Source organism: Sphingomonas sp. FW306-1B-B10E, from assembly GCF_058782005.1.
Genome location: NZ_JBYSXG010000016.1, coordinates 55,900 through 75,270 on the forward strand (window position 1 = coordinate 55,900; position 19,371 = coordinate 75,270).

At 67.5% G+C, this 19,371-nt stretch carries 22 protein-coding genes; 7 read left to right on the plus strand and 15 right to left on the minus strand.

Translation table 11 applies throughout. The features are described from left to right. Position 1 precedes the first annotated feature (1 nt). The 4 genes from AC3WJI_RS08625 to purL all read right to left on the minus strand — a co-directional run bounded on the left by AC3WJI_RS08625 (position 2) and on the right by purL (position 4,097). Positions 2 to 676, minus strand: a complete 675-nt coding sequence (locus AC3WJI_RS08625) for a nitroreductase family protein (RefSeq protein ID WP_492756845.1) — start codon at positions 674 to 676, stop codon at positions 2 to 4. 38 nt (positions 677 to 714) lie between these two features. Further along, positions 715 to 1,140, minus strand: coding sequence for a hypothetical protein (locus tag AC3WJI_RS08630; protein ID WP_492756846.1), 426 nt, complete (start codon positions 1,138 to 1,140; stop codon positions 715 to 717). Continuing rightward, entirely contained in the window at positions 1,137 to 1,766 is a 630-nt protein-coding gene (locus tag AC3WJI_RS08635; protein WP_492756847.1) for an SH3 domain-containing protein, read from the minus strand. Before AC3WJI_RS08635 ends, AC3WJI_RS08630 begins: the two co-directional genes overlap by 4 nt. A 96-nt stretch (positions 1,767 to 1,862) precedes the next feature. Beyond that, positions 1,863 to 4,097 (minus strand): phosphoribosylformylglycinamidine synthase subunit PurL, encoded by a 2,235-nt coding sequence (purL, locus tag AC3WJI_RS08640; RefSeq protein ID WP_492756848.1) that lies wholly within the window; start codon positions 4,095 to 4,097, stop codon positions 1,863 to 1,865. A gap of 277 nt (positions 4,098 to 4,374) precedes the next feature. Here purL and AC3WJI_RS08645 point away from each other — a divergent pair, with 277 nt between their 5' ends. Together AC3WJI_RS08645 and AC3WJI_RS08650 are read left to right on the plus strand one after the other, a co-directional pair. Next, entirely contained in the window at positions 4,375 to 5,064 is a 690-nt protein-coding gene (locus AC3WJI_RS08645) for a helix-turn-helix transcriptional regulator (protein ID WP_492756849.1), read from the plus strand. Positions 5,065 to 5,148: 84 nt separating this feature from the next. Next, entirely contained in the window at positions 5,149 to 5,532 is a 384-nt protein-coding gene (locus tag AC3WJI_RS08650; RefSeq protein ID WP_492756850.1) for a VOC family protein, read from the plus strand. Positions 5,533 to 5,576: 44 nt separating this feature from the next. Here the strand turns inward: AC3WJI_RS08650 and AC3WJI_RS08655 are convergent, their stop codons facing one another. The 6 genes from AC3WJI_RS08655 to aroQ form a co-directional block, all read right to left on the minus strand. Further along, positions 5,577 to 6,263 carry a hypothetical protein gene (locus tag AC3WJI_RS08655; RefSeq protein ID WP_492756851.1) on the minus strand — a complete coding sequence of 229 codons (687 nt, stop codon included), beginning with the start codon at positions 6,261 to 6,263 and terminating at the stop codon, positions 5,577 to 5,579. A 191-nt stretch (positions 6,264 to 6,454) separates the two neighbouring features. Further along, on the minus strand, positions 6,455 to 7,906 hold the full coding sequence (locus AC3WJI_RS08660; protein ID WP_492756852.1) for a phospholipase D-like domain-containing protein: 1,452 nt from the start codon (positions 7,904 to 7,906) through the stop codon (positions 6,455 to 6,457). Further along, positions 7,903 to 8,238, minus strand: coding sequence for an arsenate reductase (glutaredoxin) (arsC, locus tag AC3WJI_RS08665; RefSeq protein WP_492756853.1), 336 nt, complete (start codon positions 8,236 to 8,238; stop codon positions 7,903 to 7,905). The genes AC3WJI_RS08660 and arsC overlap by 4 nt, the downstream gene beginning before the upstream one ends. Before the next feature lie 153 nt (positions 8,239 to 8,391). After that, positions 8,392 to 9,747 (minus strand): acetyl-CoA carboxylase biotin carboxylase subunit, encoded by a 1,356-nt coding sequence (gene accC, locus AC3WJI_RS08670; protein WP_492756854.1) that lies wholly within the window; start codon positions 9,745 to 9,747, stop codon positions 8,392 to 8,394. A gap of 2 nt (positions 9,748 to 9,749) precedes the next feature. Beyond that, positions 9,750 to 10,232: an acetyl-CoA carboxylase biotin carboxyl carrier protein gene (gene accB / locus AC3WJI_RS08675; RefSeq protein ID WP_492756855.1), complete on the minus strand. Its 483-nt coding sequence runs from the start codon at positions 10,230 to 10,232 to the stop codon at positions 9,750 to 9,752. 35 nt (positions 10,233 to 10,267) lie between these two features. Next, entirely contained in the window at positions 10,268 to 10,702 is a 435-nt protein-coding gene (gene aroQ, locus AC3WJI_RS08680) for a type II 3-dehydroquinate dehydratase (protein ID WP_492756856.1), read from the minus strand. 186 nt (positions 10,703 to 10,888) lie between these two features. On the opposite strand from aroQ, the gene thiS reads away from it, so the two are divergent. Next, positions 10,889 to 11,893 (plus strand): sulfur carrier protein ThiS, encoded by a 1,005-nt coding sequence (thiS, locus tag AC3WJI_RS08685; RefSeq protein ID WP_492756879.1) that lies wholly within the window; start codon positions 10,889 to 10,891, stop codon positions 11,891 to 11,893. Here thiS and AC3WJI_RS08690 read toward each other — a convergent pair. Next, positions 11,890 to 12,675 carry a TSUP family transporter gene (locus AC3WJI_RS08690; RefSeq protein WP_492756857.1) on the minus strand — a complete coding sequence of 262 codons (786 nt, stop codon included), beginning with the start codon at positions 12,673 to 12,675 and terminating at the stop codon, positions 11,890 to 11,892. The genes thiS and AC3WJI_RS08690 overlap by 4 nt on opposite strands. Positions 12,676 to 12,713: 38 nt before the next feature. After that, a complete protein-coding gene (locus AC3WJI_RS08695; protein ID WP_492756858.1) occupies positions 12,714 to 13,310 on the minus strand; it encodes a class I SAM-dependent DNA methyltransferase in 597 nt (198 codons plus the stop codon). Positions 13,311 to 13,401: 91 nt separating this feature from the next. Here AC3WJI_RS08695 and AC3WJI_RS08700 point away from each other — a divergent pair, with 91 nt between their 5' ends. Continuing rightward, positions 13,402 to 13,572, plus strand: a complete 171-nt coding sequence (locus tag AC3WJI_RS08700) for a CsbD family protein (RefSeq protein WP_492756859.1) — start codon at positions 13,402 to 13,404, stop codon at positions 13,570 to 13,572. A 57-nt stretch (positions 13,573 to 13,629) separates the two neighbouring features. Here the strand turns inward: AC3WJI_RS08700 and AC3WJI_RS08705 are convergent, their stop codons facing one another. The 3 genes from AC3WJI_RS08705 to AC3WJI_RS08715 form a co-directional block, all read right to left on the minus strand. Further along, positions 13,630 to 13,869 carry a hypothetical protein gene (locus AC3WJI_RS08705; RefSeq protein WP_492756860.1) on the minus strand — a complete coding sequence of 80 codons (240 nt, stop codon included), beginning with the start codon at positions 13,867 to 13,869 and terminating at the stop codon, positions 13,630 to 13,632. A gap of 40 nt (positions 13,870 to 13,909) precedes the next feature. Further along, on the minus strand, positions 13,910 to 15,562 hold the full coding sequence (locus AC3WJI_RS08710; RefSeq protein ID WP_492756861.1) for a thiamine pyrophosphate-binding protein: 1,653 nt from the start codon (positions 15,560 to 15,562) through the stop codon (positions 13,910 to 13,912). 753 nt (positions 15,563 to 16,315) lie between these two features. Further along, positions 16,316 to 16,855 (minus strand): outer membrane protein, encoded by a 540-nt coding sequence (locus AC3WJI_RS08715; protein ID WP_492756862.1) that lies wholly within the window; start codon positions 16,853 to 16,855, stop codon positions 16,316 to 16,318. A gap of 282 nt (positions 16,856 to 17,137) precedes the next feature. Between AC3WJI_RS08715 and AC3WJI_RS08720 the strand changes: the two genes are divergently transcribed. The 3 genes from AC3WJI_RS08720 to AC3WJI_RS08730 are packed head-to-tail and all read left to right on the plus strand — an operon-like array spanning position 17,138 to position 19,355. Then, positions 17,138 to 17,845, plus strand: coding sequence for a CoA transferase subunit A (locus tag AC3WJI_RS08720; RefSeq protein WP_492756863.1), 708 nt, complete (start codon positions 17,138 to 17,140; stop codon positions 17,843 to 17,845). Then, positions 17,842 to 18,927, plus strand: a complete 1,086-nt coding sequence (locus AC3WJI_RS08725; protein ID WP_492756864.1) for an HAD family acid phosphatase — start codon at positions 17,842 to 17,844, stop codon at positions 18,925 to 18,927. Before AC3WJI_RS08720 ends, AC3WJI_RS08725 begins: the two co-directional genes overlap by 4 nt. After that, a complete protein-coding gene (locus AC3WJI_RS08730) occupies positions 18,924 to 19,355 on the plus strand; it encodes a hypothetical protein (protein ID WP_492756865.1) in 432 nt (143 codons plus the stop codon). The genes AC3WJI_RS08725 and AC3WJI_RS08730 overlap by 4 nt, the downstream gene beginning before the upstream one ends. The last annotated feature ends 16 nt before the right edge of the window (positions 19,356 to 19,371 follow it).

Sequence of the window (19,371 nt, forward strand, 5' to 3'; positions counted from 1 at the left end):
GCTACAGCCAGCTGGCGATCTGCTCCAGCGACTTCTTGTCGAGCGCGTGCGCCGGGATCACGGCGTCCTCGGCGGGGTGCCCGGCGACGATGATCATCAGCGGCTTCTCGTTGTCTGGGCGGCGGCACACCCGATTGAGGAAGCGCATCGGATTGGGCGTGTGGACCAGGGTCGCGATGCCCGCCTGGTGGAGCGCGGCGAGCAGCAGCCCGCAGGCGAGGCCGACGCTCTCGGTGACATAATAGTTCTGCTTGAGATTGTCGGGATCGGCGCCGCCGCGGCGCTGCGCGAACACCACGATCAGCCAGGGCGCGGTTTCGAGATAAGGCTTGTCGGCGCCAGTGCCGAGCGGCACCAGTGCCTCCAGCCATTCGCTGCCGGCGCGGCCGTCATAGAAAGCGCGCTCTTCCTCCTCGGCGGCGATGCGGATCGCGCATTTCGCCTCGGGCGAGGAAACGACGCAGAAATGCCAGGGCTGGCGGTTGGCGCCATTGGGCGCGGACCCCGCCGCGGCCAGCGCAGCCTCGATCACTTCGCGCGGCACCGGAGCGTCGCTGAACGCGCGGCAGCTGCGGCGGGTGTGCATCGAATCGCTGAAAGCCCGGGCGCGGGATACGCGCTCGGCATCGCTCAGGGGGGGATATGGCCGCCAGGGCAGCGCCTCACGATCGGGCATAGAACCAATTGGTGCACAATTTGCCGGCAAAAAGCCAGTCAGCGGTTTCCCGTAGGTTGCTGATTGTCCTTGCGGATCACCAGCTTGAGTGCGGACCAAGCTGGGTCGACAGCGCAGACCTCTACGTCGACCAATCCGCTGGGCAGCGCGACGGAACGGATCGCCTCTTCGGTGAGGTCGGTCGCGTCGTCTACGCCTTGTGCGGGCCAGGAGATCCAGATGAAGCCGTTTTGCGCCATCAGTGGGCGCAGCGCCGCGATCTCGCGCTCCAACCGGTCGCGTTCGGTGACGAAGAGATGTGCGCATTGCAGCCCGTCGGAAGCGGTGGGCTGCTCGTCGACCTCGGCCCGATCGGGATCGATCGCCGCGCGGACTCTGTCGGGCATGTTGTGGAACCAGCAGCGCATGCCGCGCCTGAGACCGAGCTTGTCGGCGAGCGGGGTTCCGGGATTGCCAGCGGTCATCGGGATATCTCCGTCGTTACGCGCACCCAAGTGCCTTTCGGGCCTTCCACGATACGGACTTGCGTGCCCGGGAACAGCGTTCCGAGCGTCGAATTGTCGCTGCCTGGACCCGAGCGCAGATTGAGGGGGCGCGGCGGCTTGACGGTGGCGGTCTGATCCATGCCTATCTGGCCGGTCAGGTAGTTACTCGACACCCAGCCGCTGGCGGGCGGCTTGCCGACCTCCGCCAATACCTGCTGTTGCGTCCGACCGGCCGAACTGAGCTGCTCGTTGGCGTTGCTCACTGACATGTTCGTCTGGCGTAAAGCGGCGAGCACATCCGCAAATTGCGGCCGCAGCGTCGGGTCATGGCCGATCAGGGCCTCGACATCGGAAATTGCCTTGGCGGTGACTTCCTTGGCGGTTGCGACGTCCTCGGCCGCCGATACAGCCTGCTGCGTGGCGCGTTCCATTTTCACGGTCACGCCGGCGACGCTGACCGTATCGACCTTCGCACGCCCAAGCAGATTGGAGAATAGCGGCGGGTAGATGAGGAAGACGAGGAGCAGGACGAAGATCAGCGCATCGCGTAGCAGCGACAGGCCATTCTTGCCGATCTCGCTATATTCCTTGATCTTTTCGACCACGCGCCGCCCCCACCGCCGTATCGTGGTGTGACCCTATCGGAATGCGGCGATTATCGCCAGTCCGCCCTTCCGAACCGCCCGGGGAGCGGCTCGCGTTCACGCCAACGCCGCGTCAGCGCCCATCAATGCGGGGAAGAAGCCTTCATGCGCGGCGCGCAGGTCGGTGAGCGATACGGTCCAATCGCCTTCGTCGAGCTCGAAGATGATGCGGTCCTTGATCGTGCGGCCGAGCGGATCGGCGGGGACGTCGGCCTTGTGCGCGGCGACCATGAAGTCGGCGAGGCACGAATCGCAGACGGTAACGAGGTAGAGCCCCTGGTCCTCGCCAAACAGCGAGCCGGCGATGCCGAAGGGCTGGGGCTCGTTGACCAGGACGCCGATGTTCGAGGCGAGCGCCATCTCGGCGAGTGCGACCGCCATGCCGCCGTCGGAGACGTCGTGGCACGCCGTGATCGCGCCCGCGGCGATCTGCGCGCGGATGAAGTCGCCGGTGCGGCGCTCGGCGGCGAGATCGACTGCGGGCGGGGGACCGTCCTCGCGGCCATGGAGCTCGCGCAGCCAGACCGACTGGCCGAGATCGCCGCCGCGCTCACCGATCGCGAGCACCGTATCGCCGACGCCCTTGAAGGCGATCGTGCAGCTCTTCGACCAGTCGGCGAGCAAGCCGAGTCCGCCGATCGCCGGGGTGGGCAGGATCGCCGATCCGCCGCCGGTGGCCTTCGACTCGTTGTAGAGCGAGACGTTGCCCGAGACGATCGGGAAGTCGAGCGCGATGCACGCCTCGGACATGCCTTCGAGGCAGCCGACGATCTGGCCCATGATCTCGGGGCGCTGGGGGTTGGCGAAGTTGAGGCAGTTGGTCACCGCGAGCGGATTGGCGCCGACCGATGTGAGGTTGCGCCACGCTTCGGCCACGGCCTGGCGGCCGCCCTCGACCGGGTCGGCGAAGCAATAGCGCGGGGTGCAATCGGTGGTGATCGCGAGGCCCTTCTGCGTGCCGTGGACGCGGACGACCGCCGCGTCGCCGCCCGGGCGCTGAACGGTATCGGCACCGACCATGTGGTCATATTGCTCCCAGATCCAGCGGCGGCTGGCGATGTCGGGCGAGCCCATCAGCTTGACCAGGTCGGCAGCGGGGTCCGCGCTTTCCGGCACGTCTGCGAGCGGCGCGCGCTTGGGGGTGGGGACGTGCGGGCGATCGTAGAGCGGGGCTTCGTCGGCGAGCGGGGCGAGCGGGATGTCGGCGACCGTGTCGCCCTTCCACTTGAGCACCATCCGGCCGGTATCGGTGACGTGGCCGATCACCGCGAAATCGAGCTCCCACTTCTCGAAGATCGCCTTGGCGAAATCCTCGCGACCGGGCTTCAAGACCATGAGCATGCGCTCCTGGCTCTCCGACAGCATCATCTCGTACGGCGTCATGCCAGTTTCGCGCTGGGGAACGTCGTCCATGATCAGCTCGATGCCGACGCCGCCCTTGCTCGCCATCTCGACCGACGATGAGGTAAGGCCCGCGGCGCCCATGTCCTGGATCGCGACGATCGCGTCGGAGGCCATCAGCTCGAGACAGGCCTCGATGAGGAGCTTTTCGGTGAAGGGGTCGCCGACCTGCACCGTGGGGCGCTTCTCTTCCGAGTCCTCGCCGAAATCGGCGGAAGCCATGGTCGCGCCGTGGATGCCGTCGCGGCCGGTCTTGGAGCCGACATAGACGATCGGATTGCCGACGCCCGAGGCGGCCGAATAGAAGATCTTGTCGGTCTGGGCGACGCCGACGGTCATCGCGTTGACCAGGATGTTGCCGTCATAGGCCGGGTGGAAGTTCACTTCGCCGCCGACGGTGGGGACGCCGACGCAATTGCCATAGCCGCCGATGCCGTGGACCACGCCGGCGATCAGGTGGCGCATCTTGGGATGGTCGGGGCGGCCGAAGCGCAGTGCGTTGAGGTTGGCGACGGGGCGCGCGCCCATCGTGAACACGTCGCGCAGGATGCCGCCGACCCCGGTCGCGGCGCCCTGATACGGCTCGATGTAGCTAGGGTGGTTGTGGCTCTCCATCTTGAAGATCGCCGCCTGGCCGTCGCCGATATCGACAACCCCCGCGTTCTCGCCGGGTCCGCAGATCACCTGGGGGCCGGTGGTGGGGAGCTTCTTCAGATGGATGCGGCTCGATTTGTAGCTGCAATGCTCGGACCACATCACGCTGAAGATGCCGAGCTCGGTTAGGTTGGGCTCGCGGCCCATCGCGTGGAGGACGCGGTCATATTCCTCGGGGGAAAGGCCATGCTCGGCGACGATCTCGGGAGTGATCCGGGGGCTGGCGATCTGGGTCATGCCGCGAGCCCATAGCGAGGGCGTGGGCGCGCGTCACCCCGGCGCGGGCGGCGAAGTTGCGAATGGACGACGGCAAAGTTGTCAAAGTTGCGGTCTGTGGCGAGTTCGCAACGGGACACCGCAACTTTGCTGAGCGGAGACGACGAAGCGAGGGCGGATGCGGATCCCAGCATGTCGCCCGCCTATGCAACGAAATCCTACATTGCCAGCTGCGTCACCGGCGAGCAAGAATGCTGCTGCCAGATCTTGGCACTATGCCACAGGAGGGCGGCCGGACATGTCACGCGCGCAGCGCCTCCTCGACCTGATCCAGGTGCTGCGCCGGCATCGCCGCGCGGTCTCGGGCACCGTGCTGGCCGAAGAAATCGGCGTGTCGCTGCGCACGCTGTACCGGGATATCGAGGCCCTGCGCGGGCAGGGCGCGCCGATCGAGGGCGAGGCTGGCGTGGGCTATGTGCTCCGCCCCGGGTTCATGCTGCCGCCGCTGATGTTCTCCGAGGAGGAGATCGAGGCGCTGGTGCTCGGATCGCGCTGGGTGTCGGAGCGCGCGGACGGATCGCTGGGCAAGGCGGCGCGCAACGTCCTTGCCAAAATCGGCGCGGTGCTGCCCGAAGACCTCAAGGCGAGCATCGAAGCCTCGGGGTTGCTGATCGGCCCGGGCGAGCCGATCGCGGCGGGCGACGCCGAGCTGACGACGATCCGCCAGGCGATCCGATCCGAGCGCAAGATGCAGATCGCCTATGCCGACGAGCGGGGCAATGCCACCGACCGCACGATCTGGCCAATCGCGCTGGCATTCTACGACCGCGTGCGTGTGGTCGTGGCGTGGTGCGAGCTGCGCCAAGGCTACCGGCATTTCCGGACCGACCGCATCGTGGCGTTCGACGTCGCGGCCGAGCGCTATCCGCGCCGCCGGGTCACGCTGTTCCGGGAATGGCGCGTGGTGCGGAATATTCCCGAGCAATGACTGCTGACATGGACTGACAGCAGGATGTCGTAGCCGTGTCCCGCCGGCGCTCGATCCCGAGTGTCGCCGAAACGGAGACATATCATGCCGGATTTCAGCTTCCTACTGCTGCACGTCGCGGACGATGCCGCGAGCGCGGCCTTTTACAACGAATTGCTGGGTATCCCGGTCCTCGAGCGGAAGGAGGGCTTTGCGATGCTGCCGCTGCGCGATGGAGTCATGCTCGGCCTGTGGCAGCACGATACGATCGAGCCAAAGAGCTCGGGACAATCGGGTGCGAGCGAGATCGCCTTCAGCGTGGCCGATGCCGCGGCGGTCGAGGCGACGCACGCCGAATGGGCCGAGCGCGGACTGACGATCCTTCAGGCGCCGACCGCGATGAGCTTTGGTACCACGTTCGTCGCCAGCGACCTCGACGGGCACCGTCTGCGCGTGTTCGCACCGGCCGCCGCGCAGCCGCAATCATGATCGGATTGCCGGGCGAGCGGATCCGCCACTCGCCCGGCGATGCCTCAGTTCGCTGACGCGGTCGACACGCTGGGCGTTTGCTCCGCCGGTGCCGGTGCCGGCGCGGCGGCGGGTGCGACCACCATGGGGGTGGGCGCGACGGGCGCGAAGGTAAGCGGAACGTCTTCGCCGACGAACGCCGTGACCGGCGCGCCGACCGGAATGCGCGCGCTGGTGCCGGTCATGAAGAAGCCGGCGGGCAGGAACACCACCGCCGACACCGCCGCCGCGCCGACTCCGCCCGCGGTGCCCTTGTCGTCGAAGGTGCCGTTGAGTTTGACCTGGCGGCCGTTGACCGTCGCGTAGAGCACCTGCGCGGTGAGGTGGCCCGACTTGCCCCACATCCCCTTGTTGCGGACCTCGGTGACTTCGCCGGTGGCCGGTGCCCCGGCCGGGATGACGACATGATCGTTGACCATCACGGCTTCGGCGACTTCGAGCTGGAAGCGCCGGCCGACGCGAAGCTTCTTGCCCTTGGTGGTCAATTCTTCGGACAGCTTGAGCGGAACCTTGGTGCCGACGCGCAGCACGGCAGTATCGCCGGTATTGACCGCGATCGGCGCAATCATCGGCACGACGGCTGGAGTAACGGCGGGCGCGACGGCAGGCATAGCGGGTGTCGCGGTCTGCGCCGATACTTCAGGCACGCAAACGAGAACCGCGCCCGAGAGCGCGAGCATTGCAATCTTCATGGAAATTCCCCCTCCCCAAGAAGGCGGAAGAGAGCCCGCACCTGAAAGCTTGTCAATTATTTAATTGGCTGGTTTTCCGGCACGCGTTTCATTTGGAATCAGCGCGGCGTTATTGCGGGTCGGGAAGCGGTGGAGAGACGCGCCTGGGTTATGTCTTAGCGCCTTCCCTTCGAGCTAGGGCTCGAGAAGGACTAGCGCGGCTTGCGCATGCGGCGGAACAGGCCGGGGCCGGCGAGCGGCTCGAACAGGTCCTCGGGATTTTCGGGGTCGAGGACTTCGTTGTCGGCGAGCCATTTGGTGACCTCCGCCAGATCCGGCGTCTCATATGGCCGCAGCGTCTTGCCGTCGTGCTGACGCAGCCGCTCCACCGCCGCAATCAGTCCGTCGCTGTCGATCGCTGCGACGACTTTCTCGGGCGTGCAGCCGAGATGCTCGGCAAGCAGGCCGTTGCGTATCGAGGCGATGTGCGCACGCTTTTCGCTATCGGCGGGCTCGGCCTCGATCGTGACGTCGCATTCGGTATCCAGCCGCAGCGAGCGGTTGTTGAAGTTGGACGAGCCGACGCGCAGCACGATATCGTCGATCACCAGCACCTTGGCGTGGACGTAGATCGGCGCGCCGCCCGCGGTGAAAGGGTGGTAGAGGCGCAGGCGGCCATGCGTGTCGCGCCGGCGCAGCGCCTCGACCAGCCGCGCGCGCGCGGTGTCCATCGCGACCTGCTCGAGCCAGCCATCGGCCTGTTCGGGATTGACGATCACGATCTCGGGGCCGTCGGGTTCGTCGAGGCGCTTGGCAATGGCTTCGGCGATGCGGCGCGAGGCGAAATATTGGCTCTCGGCATAGATATGCCGCTCGGCGCGGGCGATCAGGTCGATATACAGCGCCTCGATTTCGTGGATCGCCTCCACGCCCTTCATTTCGGGCTGGGTGCGCGAGATCGCCGCGGGCGTATCGGTGAAGTGCGGGGTGAGGGTGTCGGGCCAGCAGGCATCGCGCGGCGGCGGCGGCGCGATCGGCTTGCCGCCGGCGAGCTCCCAACGCGCGCGGCACAGTTCGCCGAGCGCCTTGGCGATCGGGCCCTGGAGCGCGGTGGTGGCGTCGTGCCACGGCATGTAGGGCGTGCCGTCGGGATCCTTGCGGCCGGGCTCGTCGTCGCGGTGGCCGCGCGTGTCCCAGCGTTTGCTGGTCATGTCGATGCCGCCGCAGAAAGCGAGGCAATCGTCGATCACGACGATCTTCTGGTGGTGCGACGCGCCGGGCGGGTGACGGCTGTCGAGCATCGGGTGGATGCGCGGGTGGAGCATCCAGCGGAGCGTGGTGCTGAGGGTTTTGGGACGCAGATAGGTCTTCAGCGCGCCGACGTCCCAACGCAGCAGATAGATTTCGAGCTCGGGATTGCGCCGGGCCAGCCAGGTGATGAACGGGCCGACCTGCTCGGGTGCATCGTCGCACGGGTCGGTGAGGCGGATGCGCGCGTCGAAGTCCCAGCCGATCAGCAGGATCTGGCGCTTGGCCAGCCGCATCGCGTCGCGCGCGGCGCGGAAATAATCCTCGGCGTCGACGATCACCGAGACGCGGTCGGCATGCTCGACGCGCCACGCATTATGGCCGGGGCGGACGACCTTGCCGGCGTCGGCGCTCACAGGATTTCGCGGACTTTCTCCGGCGGACGGCCGAGGCGGACGCCTTTCTCGGTCTCGACGAGCGGGCGTTCGATCAACAGCGGATCGGCGAGCATCGCGTCGAGGATCGTGTCGGCATCGGCGCTCTTGAGCGGCTTGGCGGCTGTCTCGGCCATGCGCAGGCCCTGTTTCGGGGTGAGCCCGGCGCGGGCGTAGAGATCGGCGAGCTTGGCGCGCGACGGCGGGGACTTGAGATATTCTACGATCTCGACCTCGGCGCCGGCTTCCTGAAGGATCGCCAGCGCCTCGCGCGACTTCGAGCAGCGCGGATTGTGGTAGATCGTGGCTTTCATCGCGGTCCTCAAACTCCCCTCCCTGGAAGAGAGGGGCGGGGGTGGGTGGCGTGCTCGCGTTACGGAAGCGGCGGGTGCCTCTGGCCAACGTATCGCCCGGACAGCACCCACCCCAACCCCTCCCTTTCAGGGAGGGGAGCTTAGAAGGAAAGTTCAGGCGGCGTCCTGCTTCGCCAGCCACTCTTCGAGCCACTTGATCGTGTACGCGCCCTGCTGGAATTCAGGGTCGTCGAGCAACGCCTGGTGGAGCGGGATCGTCGTCTTCATGCCGGTGATGACGAATTCCTCGAGCGCGCGGCGCAGCCGCATCAGGCAACGTTCGCGAGTCGAGCCGTAGACGATCAGCTTGGCGATCATGCTGTCATAATAAGGCGGCACCTTGTAGCCGGCATAGAGCCCGCTATCGACGCGGACGTGCATGCCGCCGGGGGCGTGGAACTGCTGGACGGTGCCGGGCGAGGGGGCGAAGGTCCGCGGGTCCTCGGCGTTGATCCGGCATTCGATCGCGTGGCCGCGGAAGTTGATCTGGTGTTGCTCGCACGACAGGCCATGGCCCTCGGCGACGCGGATCTGCTCGCGGACGAGATCCAGGCCCGTGATCATCTCGGTGACCGGATGCTCGACCTGGAGGCGGGTGTTCATCTCGATGAAGTAGAACTCGCCATTTTCCCACAGGAACTCGATCGTGCCGGCGCCGCGATAGCCCATATCGGCCATCGCCTTGGCGCAGATTCCGCCGATCCGCGCGCGATCGGCCTCGCCGAGCACCGGGGAGGGGGCCTCCTCGAGCACCTTCTGGTGGCGGCGCTGGAGGCTGCAGTCGCGCTCGCCCAAGTGGACGGCATTGCCATTGCCGTCGCCGAACACCTGGATCTCGATGTGGCGCGGGTTGCCGAGATATTTTTCGAGATAGACGGTGGCGTCGCCGAAGGCGGCCTTGGCCTCGCTGCCGGCCTGCTGCATCAGCGTTTCGAGCTGGTCCTCGGACGTGCACACCTTCATGCCGCGTCCGCCGCCGCCCGAGGCCGCCTTGATGATCACCGGATAGCCGGCGCGCGCCGCAATCGCCTTCGCCTCGGCCAGGTCGCTGATCGCGCCGTCCGAGCCGGGGACCAGCGGCAGCCCGAGCGCGCCCGCGGTGCGCTTGGCCTCGATCTTGTCGCCCATCGTGCGGATATGCTCGGGCTTGGGCCCGACGAAGATGATGCCGTGCGCCTCGACGATCTCGGCGAACTGGGCGTTCTCCGAAAGGAAGCCGTAGCCCGGGTGGATCGCGTCGGCGCCCGAGATTTCGGCCGCGCTGATGATGTTGGGGATGTTGAGGTACGAATCGGTCGCGGCGGGCGGCCCGATGCAGATCGCCTCGTCCGCCAGGCGGACGTGCATCGCGTCGGCGTCGGCGGTCGAATGCACCGCGACGGTCTTGATCCCCATCTCGTGGCAGGCACGATGGATGCGGAGCGCGATCTCGCCGCGATTGGCGATCAGCAGCTTCTTGATTTCGGGCATGCTTACTCGACGACCACGAGCGGCTGGTCGAATTCTACCGGCTGGCCGTTCTCGACGAGGATCGCCTTGACCGTGCCGGCGGCGGGCGCGTGGATCGCGTTCATCACCTTCATCGCCTCGATGATCAGCAGCGTATCGCCGGCCGCAACCTTGTCGCCCACGCCGACAAAGGCTTTCGCCTCGGGATTGGGCTTGAGATAGGCGGTGCCGACCATCGGCGACTTGACCGCATTGGTCGCGGCGGCGGGCGCCGGCGCGCCGGTCTCCGACGGGGCAGGCGAATGCGCGATCGTCGCCGGAGCGGCGGCTGCCGGCGCGGCATAGTGCATCGCCGGCGCGGCGGTCACGGTGCGCGCGACGCGCACGCGGCGTTCGCCGTCCTCGACTTCGATTTCGGTAAGCTGTGTCTCGTCGAGCACGGCGGCGAGCTGGCGGACCAGCTCGATATCGACGTGCATCGCCCCTGTCTTGTTATCGTCGGCCATTGCGACCCTTCATCCGATGAAAGCGCGCGCTCATGTCAGAGACGCGCGGCGGCTTCAAGCGCAAGTAGGTACGACAGCGCTCCGAAGCCCGCGATGGTTCCACGTGCGGCACGACCGACATAGGATATATGCCGGAATTCCTCGCGCGCATGCGGGTTCGAAAGATGGACCTCGATCACCGGCGTCGTGATGCTCTTGACGGCATCGTGCAACGCGACCGAGGTGTGCGTGTACCCGCCCGGATTGAGGATCACCGCCTTGGCGCCGCGGGCCTGCGCCTCATGGAGCCAATCGATAAGGTGGCCCTCATGGTTCGACTGGCGCATGTCGATGACGAGGTCGAGCGCGCGCGCCCGGTCCTCGAGATCGCCAGCGATGTCGTCCAAGGTCGCCGAACCGTAGATCTCCGGCTCGCGCAGTCCCAGCAGGTTGAGGTTGGGACCGTTGAGGACGTAGATCGTGTCGGCCAAGCCGGTGCCTTTCGGTTGCGGGTCTGCGCATCGCCTCTATATGAGCCAGCGTCAGCGATCAAATCGGGCGGCTCGTCCCTTTCCCGTTCGCCCTGAGCTTGTCGAAGGGCCGCACTTCCTCCGCCGATGGAAGCCGAAGAAGAACAGGGCTTCGACAAGCTCAGCCCGAACGGAGGGTTAAAGCGCGTGCATACCGACGGAACTGTCTCCATCCGCGTCAACGGCGAGCACAAGCGCGTCAGCGCCGGGCTCAACATCCTCCAGCTTGCCGAGCAACTGGGTCTGGTGCCCGAGAAGATCGCGGTCGAGCGCAACCTCGAAGTGGTGCCGCGCTCGACCCTGGGCGAAGTGCTGGTCAAGGACGGCGACGAGCTCGAGATCGTGCACTTCGTCGGGGGGGGCGATCATGGCGCGCCGCTGGTCGAGGACAGCTGGAGCGTCGCGGGGAAGACCTTCCGCTCGCGGCTGATCGTAGGCACCGGCAAGTACAAGGATTTCGAGCAGAACGCCGCGGCAGTCGCGGCGAGCGGGGCGGAGATCGTCACCGTGGCGGTGCGCCGGGTCAACGTCTCGGACCCCAATGCGCCGATGCTCACCGACTATATCGACCCCACGAAGATCACCTATCTGCCCAACACCGCGGGCTGTTTCGATGCGGAGAGCGCGATCCGCACCTTGCGCTTGGCGCGCGAGGCGGGGGGCTGGGAGCTGGTCAAGCTCGAAGTGCTCGGCGAGGCGCGGACGCTCTATCCCGACATGGTCGAGACGTTGCGCGCGACCGAGGTGCTGGCCAAGGAAGGCTTCAAGCCGATGGTCTATTGCGTCGACGATCCGATCGCGGCGAAGCGGCTGGAGGACGCCGGTGCCGTTGCGATCATGCCGCTGGGCGCGCCGATCGGATCGGGGCTCGGCATCCAGAACCAGGTGACGATCCGGCTGATCGTCGAGGGCGCCAAGGTGCCGGTGCTGGTCGATGCCGGGGTCGGCAGCGCGAGCGACGCGGCGGTGGCGATGGAGCTCGGCTGCGACGGCGTGCTGATGAACACCGCGATCGCCGAGGCCAAGGACCCGATCCTGATGGCGGCGGCGATGAAGGCCGCGGTCGAGGCGGGGCGGCTGAGCTATCGCGCCGGGCGGATGGGCAAGCGGCGCTATGCCGATCCGAGCAGCCCGCTGGCGGGGCTGATCTAGCCGCCCCAGCCGAGCGCGGCGCGGAGCGGGTTGGCCGGATCGGCAAGCAGCTTGAGCGTGAGCGCGAACGACATCACGACGAGCAGCGGGCGCACGCCCTTGCCGCCGAAGCGGATCGCGAGCCGCGCGCCGATCTGGTTGCCCGCGACATTGGCCGCCGCCATGCCGAGGCCGAGCAGCCATAGCACCTTGCCGCCCGCGATCATTGCGGAAAGACCGGCCAAATTGGTCGCCAGGTTGATGAACTTGGTGTTGGCGATCGCGCGGACCAAACCCAGCCCGGCGAGCGCGACGAGCGCGGTGGTCAGGAATGACCCGGTGCCCGGCCCAAAGAACCCGTCATAGAAGCCGATCGCGGTCACGATCAGGACAAGGCCGGATCGGCCGACCCGCGCGTGGCGGTCGGCGTCGCGCATCGGCGGCGCGAGCAGGAAATAGAACCCCATCGCGACGAGCAGGACCGGCACGAACGCCGCGAGGAAGGAGGGGTCGACGAACTGCACCGCCGTCGCTCCCGCCACCGACCCGCAGAATGCTCCGGCAGCAGGAAGCGCGAATTGTCGCAGGTCGACATGGCCGGCGCGGAGAAAGGTGAGGAAGGCGGAGGCAGTGCCGATCGCGCTCTGCAGCTTGTTGGTCGCGAGCGCGGATACCGGCGGCACCCCCGCCGCCATCAGCGCCGGGATCGTCAGCAATCCGCCGCCGCCGGCCAAGGCGTCGATCCCGCCCGCAAGGAAGGCCATGCCCATCAGGAAGAGGAGCGTGTCGAACGTCAGCTGCATGCCGCCTGCTAGCCAGCATCGGATGCGGAGACAAAGGTTTAGCTGCGCTGGCGCGCCAGCCAGATCGCCCGGCCGCCGGCGGTGACGTCGTGCGGCGCGAATGCCACTTCGAGCAGTCCGTGCGCGGCGAACAGCGCGCGGTATTCGGACGGGGCGAGGCTGGCGTGGTAGAGTTCTTCGCCGAACTGGCAGCCCATCACTTCGCCGCGCGCGGGTCCGGTGTTGAACAACAGGGCGCCGCCGGGTTCGAGCAGGTCGGCGATGCGCGCCAGCACTTCACTCTGAGCTTCCGGGGGCAGGTGGAACAGGCTGTCCCAGGCGATCACGCCATGGAAGCGCGCGTCGAGCGCCACCTCGCGCATGTCTCGGCAGATCCACTCGTGGCGGGGGAAGCGTGTGCGGGCGAGCGCGATCATCTTCGCGGAGGTGTCGATGCCGGTCAGTTTGCGGTCGCGGTCGATCAGATAGCGGGCGATCGGTTCGCCCGCGCCGCAGCCGAGGTCGAGCACATGCCCGCCCTTCGGTATGCCGAGCAGGAAGCGATCCAGCCATGGACGCTCGATGAAGTTTTCGTGGCGCGCCGCGTCGAACGCATAAGCATGACGCTCATAATGTTCGGCGATCCGATCGGGCATCGCAGGAACCTCGCCCGGCACTAACCGTTGTTAGGATGCACGCAAAGACCAGCGCAGTCACGCGTCAGTCAGCAGCCAGGAGTTTGAAATCATGGGCGAACTCGTCGACAAGATCAAGGGCAACCTCAATGAGGCGGCCGGCAAGCTCAAGCAGCAGAGCGACAATCCCGAGACGCGCGACGAAGGCGCCGCGCAGGAGCTCAAGGGCAAGGGCGAGCAGTTCGCCGGCAAGGTCAAGGGTGCGCTCGGCGACGATATCTGACGTCGCCTGTCACCATCACATGAAGGGGCGGTCTCGCGAGAGGCCGCCCTTTTCGCGTCAGGCCTGGACGTAGAACGACCAGAGGCCGCTGGGCAGCTTGCTCGCAGCGAACTGGACCGGGCGGTTCTTGGTGCCGACTTCGCAGATCATGTAAGACTGGGTCTGCGCCGGATCGAGCGGGTTGGGCAGCGTCACCGTGCGGCTGCCGAGCCAGCGCCATTCCTGCTGCCACACCTTCACGCCCGAAAGCGCGAGCTGATCGCCTTCCTTGCCGATGTGTGCCGTCTTCCAAGCCATGCCGATCTCCTCGCCCCCATTATAGAGGCTTTGGAGCCATTTAGCGGTTGCGAATCGTGGCGATCGTGGTGCCCGGCGAGATAAATTCGACATCCGTCTTGAGGTGGAGCAGGCGCACGCCGGACTGGGCCAAGGCGCGGTCGAGCGCGGGGGCGAAATCCTCGGTCCGCTCGACCGTCTCGGCCCAGCAGCCATAGGCCCGGCCGAGCGCCGCGAAGTCCGGATTGTGGAGCCGGGTGCCCGACAGCCGCGCCGGATATTCGCGCTCCTGGTGCATGCGGATCGTGCCGTAGGCGCCATTGTCGATGACCAGCACGAGAATGTCGGCATTGTGCTGGATCGCCGTGGCGAGCTCCTGGCCGTTCATCATGAAATCGCCGTCGCCGGCGAGCGCGACGACCTGGCGCTCGGGCGCGCGCAGCTTGGCGGCGACTGCGGCGGGGACGCCATAGCCCATCGCGCCGGCGGTAGGGGCGAGCTGCGAGGGCTGGGTGCCGTAACGCCAGTAGCGATGCCACCAGCCGGAGAAATTGCCCGCGCCGTTGCAGACGATCGTGTCCGCCGGCATCGCTGCGCGCATCGCCGCGACGCACTGGCCGAGGTCGAGCGCGACGCCCTCGCGCGGCTTGGGCTCGGACCAGTCGCGCCATTCGGCGTGCGCCTCGGTCGCGGCGCCGCCGCGGATCGCGCCGATATTCTCGCGCGAGGCGGCGCCGGCGAAGCTCGCCATGTCGGCACAGATCGCCACATCGGCGCGGTAGACGCGGCCAAGCTCGTTCGGATCGGGATGGACGTGGATCAGCGTCTGGCCGGGATGATCGGGCGTGATCAAGGTGTAACCGTCGGTGGTCGCCTCGCCGAGCCGCGCGCCGACCGCGAGGATCAGGTCGGCGCCCTTGATGCGCGAGACCAGCTTGGGGTTGGGGCCGTAGCCGAGATTGCCGGCAAAGGCCGAGGAGTCCGCCGGCAGCGCGTCCTGGCGGCGGAACGCGCTGGCGACGGGCAGGCCGATCCGCTCGGCAAAGGTGGCGAAGGTGGCGCCTGCCGCCGCGGTCCAGCCGGCGCCGCCGACGATCGCGATCGGCCGCTCGGCCTGCTCGATCAGCGCCGCCATCGCCTGCATCGCGTGGCGATCGGGCGCCTGGGTGATCCGCGGCAGCGGCGGGCGGTCGGCCGCCTCGACGACGTCGCAGAGCATGTCCTCGGGCAGCGCGATCACCACCGGGCCGGGCCGGCCGCTGGTCGCGACGTTCCAGGCACGCGCGACATATTCGGGAATACGCGCGGCATCCTCGATCCGCGTCGCCCATTTGGCGAGCGGGCCGAAAAAGGCGGGGAAGTCGACTTCCTGGAAGCCTTCGCGGTCGCGCATGCCGCGATCGACATCGCCGATGAACAGCAGCATCGGCTGCGAATCCTGCATCGCGACATGCACGCCGATGCTGGCATTGGTCGCGCCCGGGCCGCGGGTGACGAAGGCGACACCCGGCCGCCCGGTCATCGCGCCGTCCGCGCAGGCCATGAAGCCGACCCCGCCTTCCTGACGGCAGGTGACGAGGTCGATCTCCGGCGTGTCGTGAAGCGCGTCGAGCACCGCGAGAAAGCTCTCGCCGGGGACATGGAAGATCCGGTCGCAGCCCTGAGCCACGAGATTGTCGACAAGGATGCGGCCGCCGGTGCGTTTGCTGATCATGGCGACGGTCTAGCGAATCTGCGCGGCGGCGAAAGCGGCGATTGTCGGCGCGCGTGCCGAGACGGGAGGCCCGCTTCAGGCGAAAAATTAGTGATAGCGGGTGAGGTCATTCGTCCGCGCCAAAACGCTTCGGTTTCGTGTGCCGGCGGTTGAGATAGTTGATGGATCAGCGAATTTTTCGCCGTAAGCGCCAGGTAAGCGCCTGCTTGGCGACTGGTATGCGACGGCGGCGCGCCAGGCATGCGACGTTTGCGCGCCAGTCACGCGACACCGACGCGACAGCCAAGCGCCGGTCCCGCAGCCGCAACGCGCCTGTCCCGCGACCGCGGCGCGCTTGTCCCGCGACCCCGTCGCGCCTGTCCCGCAACCGGGACGCGCCGGTTGCGCGACTGCGGCGCGCCGGTCGCACGACTGCGACGCGCCAGTCGTGCGACACCGATGCGACAGGTTTCCATATCACGCGCCTCATCCTGGCGTCGACGCTCCGTGCCAGAAACATCTGACTTCAGGGACACGTCGCAAAAAAAACGGCCGGCAGCGCCGACCGCCCGAGGCAAGCAGAGCAAATCCTACATTGCAAGCCGGCGCTGCCCCTGGTCGGCGTACTCCGGCTTGGCGTGGTGACACTCGCGTACCTCGCTCGGCGGATGGACGGCGTATCAATCTTAATGTCGATCTGGCACGCCACCACACGCAAAGAAAAGGGCCGCGCGAGCTAGTGCCCGCGCGACCCCCTTCCACTGCGGCGTCGGCTTAGAAACGGACGCCCAGGCCGGCGAGAACCTGGTGGCGCTCCACGTCCTGGCTGTAGTTGGTGTAGCGATATTCGACCTTGCCGTAGTAGCGGCCGAAGCTGCGCTCCACGCCGGCGCCGATGCGGAAGCCGTCGAGGTCGCGGTTGACGTCGTTGCCGGCGGCCTCGGCGGTGATCCGGCCGTTGGCGTAGCCGCCCTTGGCGTAGATCAGCGTGTTCGGCGCGGCGATCACGCCGGCGCGGACGCCGGCATAGAGGTCGCGGCCGGCTTCGACGGTGACGCCGTTGGCGACGTCGCGGTCGGTGGTCGACCCGGTGATCTCACCCTCGACGCCGAACACCGCGCCGCCGCGCTGCAGATCGTAGCCGATGCCGCCGCCATAGACGAAGCCCGAGGCACTTTCGCCGCCGGCGCTCGCGCGGTCCCAGCCGCCGACGATCTCGGCGCGCGGGCCGGTGAACGGCGCGTCGCCATCCTGGGCGAGCGCGGGGGTTGCGGCTGCCGTCAGGGCGAGCGCGGCGGTTGCGAGAATTCGCATATTCATGTCCTTACATTGTACTGCCGGTCCCAAATTCAGGGCCGGGGTGCGCTAGGTAGGACATGGATTCCGTCGATCAATCGGTCCGATGCTGCATTGCGGCAACACCGGCGCCGAGCGTCACAATTATGCAACATATGCCTGATGGCGCAGGTGTCGGGGGTTGCAAACCGGGCTGCGGCTCCTATCCGCGCCTCCGCGAAGTTGAAAGTCGGTTCAGGTTCGCTTGACCGGCTGGCCGGGGGCGGATTATCGCCGCGGCAGGTCAGGAGAGAATCGCGCATGAAGAAGCTCTATCCCAACGCCGAGGCAGCGCTGGAAGGGCTGCTGTTCGACGGCATGACTTTGTGCGCCGGGGGCTTCGGGCTGTGCGGTATTCCCGAGCGGCTGATCGACGCGATCCAGGTCGCGGGGGTCAAGGACCTCACCATCGCTTCGAACAATGCCGGGATCGACAATGAGGGCCTGGGCAAGCTGCTGCGCAGCCGCCAGGTCAAGAAGATGATCAGCTCCTATGTCGGCGAGAACAAGGAGTTCGAGCGGCAATATCTGAGCGGCGAGCTCGAGGTGGAATTCTGCCCGCAGGGCACGCTGGCCGAGCGCTGCCGCGCGGGCGGGGCGGGCATCCCGGGCTTCTACACCAAGACCGGGGTCGGCACCCAGGTCGCCGAGGGCAAGGAGGTCAAGACCTTCGATGGCGAGGACTATATCCTCGAGCGCGGCATCCGCGCCGATCTCGCGATCATCAAGGGCTGGAAGGCCGACGAGACCGGCAACCTCATATTCCGCAAGACCGCGCGCAACTTCAACCAGCCGATGGCGACCGCGGGCAGGATCTGCGTCGCGGAGGTCGAAGAAGTGGTGCCGGTCGGCAGCCTCGATCCCGATGCGATTCACTTGCCCGGCATCTATGTGAAGCGGCTGATCGTCGGCGCGCCCTACGACAAGAAGATCGAATTCCGCACCGTGCGTCCGCGCGAGGCGGCGTGATCGCGCGGCGGCCCGCGGCCGGCCTTGCGCTCGCGGCAGCGGCGACGACGTTACTGTCGGGCTGCGCGGCGGCGATGGTCGCGGCGCCGATCGCGGCGGGCGCCGGGGTGTTCAAGGCGGCCAAGCAGGATCGTCCCTCGAAGCGCGAGCGCAGACGCGCGGCGGCGCAGGCAGCGCCCAAGCCGGGTCAGCGCGTGACGTTGCCCGACGGCAGTACGGTCCAACTCACCACGATGACCGCGTTGCCGCCGCCGAGCGGTGCGGGGGCAACGGCCGCGGCCTCCGCCGGAGGAAATGTGCCGGCGGGGATGCAATATCTCTACGGCTCGGGCGAGGCGGCGGCGCTGAGCATGCAGGCGTACCAGGCGCTGTGGAATTACCTCAAGGTCGAGATCGGCTATCGCCGCGACAAGAGCCAGGTGCGCTCGGTGGTGCTCGCGCCCGGCTCGACACTCGAAAATCCGCGGTTCGACACGTGCGGCAAGCGGCCAATGGCAGTGGTGCTCGACATTGACGAGACCGCGTTGCTCAATTTGGGCTATGAGCGTGCCGAAGCGGCGAATGGCGGCGGCTATGACGCGGCGCGCTGGAACCGCTGGGAACAGAGCGGCGCCGACAAGGTCGCGGCGGTGCCCGGCGCGGCCGAGGCGCTCGCCGCCGCGCGGCGCGAGGGCTTCACGGTGATCTTCAATTCGAACCGCTCGGTGGCGAACGCGGCACAGACCGCCGCCGCGCTCGACCATGCCGGGCTGGGGCCGGCGGCTTTGTTCGATACTTTGTGGCTGCGCGGCGAGGGCGAGCCGAGCGGCAAGGACGCGCGCCGCCAGAAGATCGCCCAGCGTTATTGCGTGGTCGCGATGGCCGGCGACCAGCTCGGCGATTTCAGCGACCTGTTCAATGCCTCCGACGCGCCGGGCGCCGCGCGGCGCAACAGCGTCGGCGGCACCCTGCTGGCGCCGCTCTGGGGTGCCGGCTGGTTCATGCTGCCCAATCCGGTCTACGGCACCGGGCTGAAGGGCGGGGTGGACGATGTCTTTCCGGCGGAATCGCGCTGGACCGATCCCGGCGCCGCGCCGCGATGACGCAGGGGCGCAATCCATGGCTGCTCGCCGGCGGCGTGGCCAGCGGCCTCGCCGCGCTGGCGCATCTTGCCTGCGTTGCGGGCGGGGCGACCTGGTATCGCGCGATCGGCGCACCGCCGCGGGTTGTGCGCGCGGTCGAGTTCGGATCGCCGCGGCCCGCGCTGATGGCGATCGGGATCGCGGCGGTACTGGTGGTCTGGAGCGTCTATGCCCTGGCCGGCGCCGGGCTGATCCGGCGCCTGCCGCTGCTGCGGCTGGTGCTGATCGGCGTCGCGGCGGTGTATCTGGTGCGGGGGCTGCTGTTCCGGCCGGAGATGCTGGGCCGGCCCGACCTCACCCCTGCCTTTGCCTTGTGGTCGGCCGTGATCGTGTTCGCGATGGGGCTGATGCACGCCGTCGACCTGTGGCGCGGCTGGAACCAATTATGACTGGAGAGCGACGATA

Excerpts from the sequence above, each read along its gene's own strand:
- arsC (WP_492756853.1), bottom strand. The coding sequence starts at position 8,238 with ATGAAAGCCACGATCTACCACAATCCGCGCTGCTCGAAGTCGCGCGAG.
- AC3WJI_RS08700 (WP_492756859.1), top strand. The coding sequence starts at position 13,402 with ATGGGCGAACTCGTCGACAAGATCAAGGGCAACCTCAATGAGGCGGCC.
- AC3WJI_RS08645 (WP_492756849.1), top strand. The coding sequence starts at position 4,375 with ATGTCACGCGCGCAGCGCCTCCTCGACCTGATCCAGGTGCTGCGCCGG.
- AC3WJI_RS08690 (WP_492756857.1), bottom strand. The coding sequence starts at position 12,675 with ATGCAGCTGACGTTCGACACGCTCCTCTTCCTGATGGGCATGGCCTTC.
- AC3WJI_RS08625 (WP_492756845.1), bottom strand. The coding sequence starts at position 676 with ATGCCCGATCGTGAGGCGCTGCCCTGGCGGCCATATCCCCCCCTGAGC.
- AC3WJI_RS08730 (WP_492756865.1), top strand. The coding sequence starts at position 18,924 with ATGACGCAGGGGCGCAATCCATGGCTGCTCGCCGGCGGCGTGGCCAGC.
- AC3WJI_RS08655 (WP_492756851.1), bottom strand. The coding sequence starts at position 6,263 with ATGAAGATTGCAATGCTCGCGCTCTCGGGCGCGGTTCTCGTTTGCGTG.
- AC3WJI_RS08705 (WP_492756860.1), bottom strand. The coding sequence starts at position 13,869 with ATGGCTTGGAAGACGGCACACATCGGCAAGGAAGGCGATCAGCTCGCG.
- AC3WJI_RS08630 (WP_492756846.1), bottom strand. The coding sequence starts at position 1,140 with ATGACCGCTGGCAATCCCGGAACCCCGCTCGCCGACAAGCTCGGTCTC.
- AC3WJI_RS08710 (WP_492756861.1), bottom strand. The coding sequence starts at position 15,562 with ATGATCAGCAAACGCACCGGCGGCCGCATCCTTGTCGACAATCTCGTG.
- accC (WP_492756854.1), bottom strand. The coding sequence starts at position 9,747 with ATGCCCGAAATCAAGAAGCTGCTGATCGCCAATCGCGGCGAGATCGCG.
- AC3WJI_RS08695 (WP_492756858.1), bottom strand. The coding sequence starts at position 13,310 with ATGCCCGATCGGATCGCCGAACATTATGAGCGTCATGCTTATGCGTTC.
- accB (WP_492756855.1), bottom strand. The coding sequence starts at position 10,232 with ATGGCCGACGATAACAAGACAGGGGCGATGCACGTCGATATCGAGCTG.
- purL (WP_492756848.1), bottom strand. The coding sequence starts at position 4,097 with ATGACCCAGATCGCCAGCCCCCGGATCACTCCCGAGATCGTCGCCGAG.
- AC3WJI_RS08650 (WP_492756850.1), top strand. The coding sequence starts at position 5,149 with ATGCCGGATTTCAGCTTCCTACTGCTGCACGTCGCGGACGATGCCGCG.
- AC3WJI_RS08720 (WP_492756863.1), top strand. The coding sequence starts at position 17,138 with ATGAAGAAGCTCTATCCCAACGCCGAGGCAGCGCTGGAAGGGCTGCTG.
- AC3WJI_RS08715 (WP_492756862.1), bottom strand. The coding sequence starts at position 16,855 with ATGCGAATTCTCGCAACCGCCGCGCTCGCCCTGACGGCAGCCGCAACC.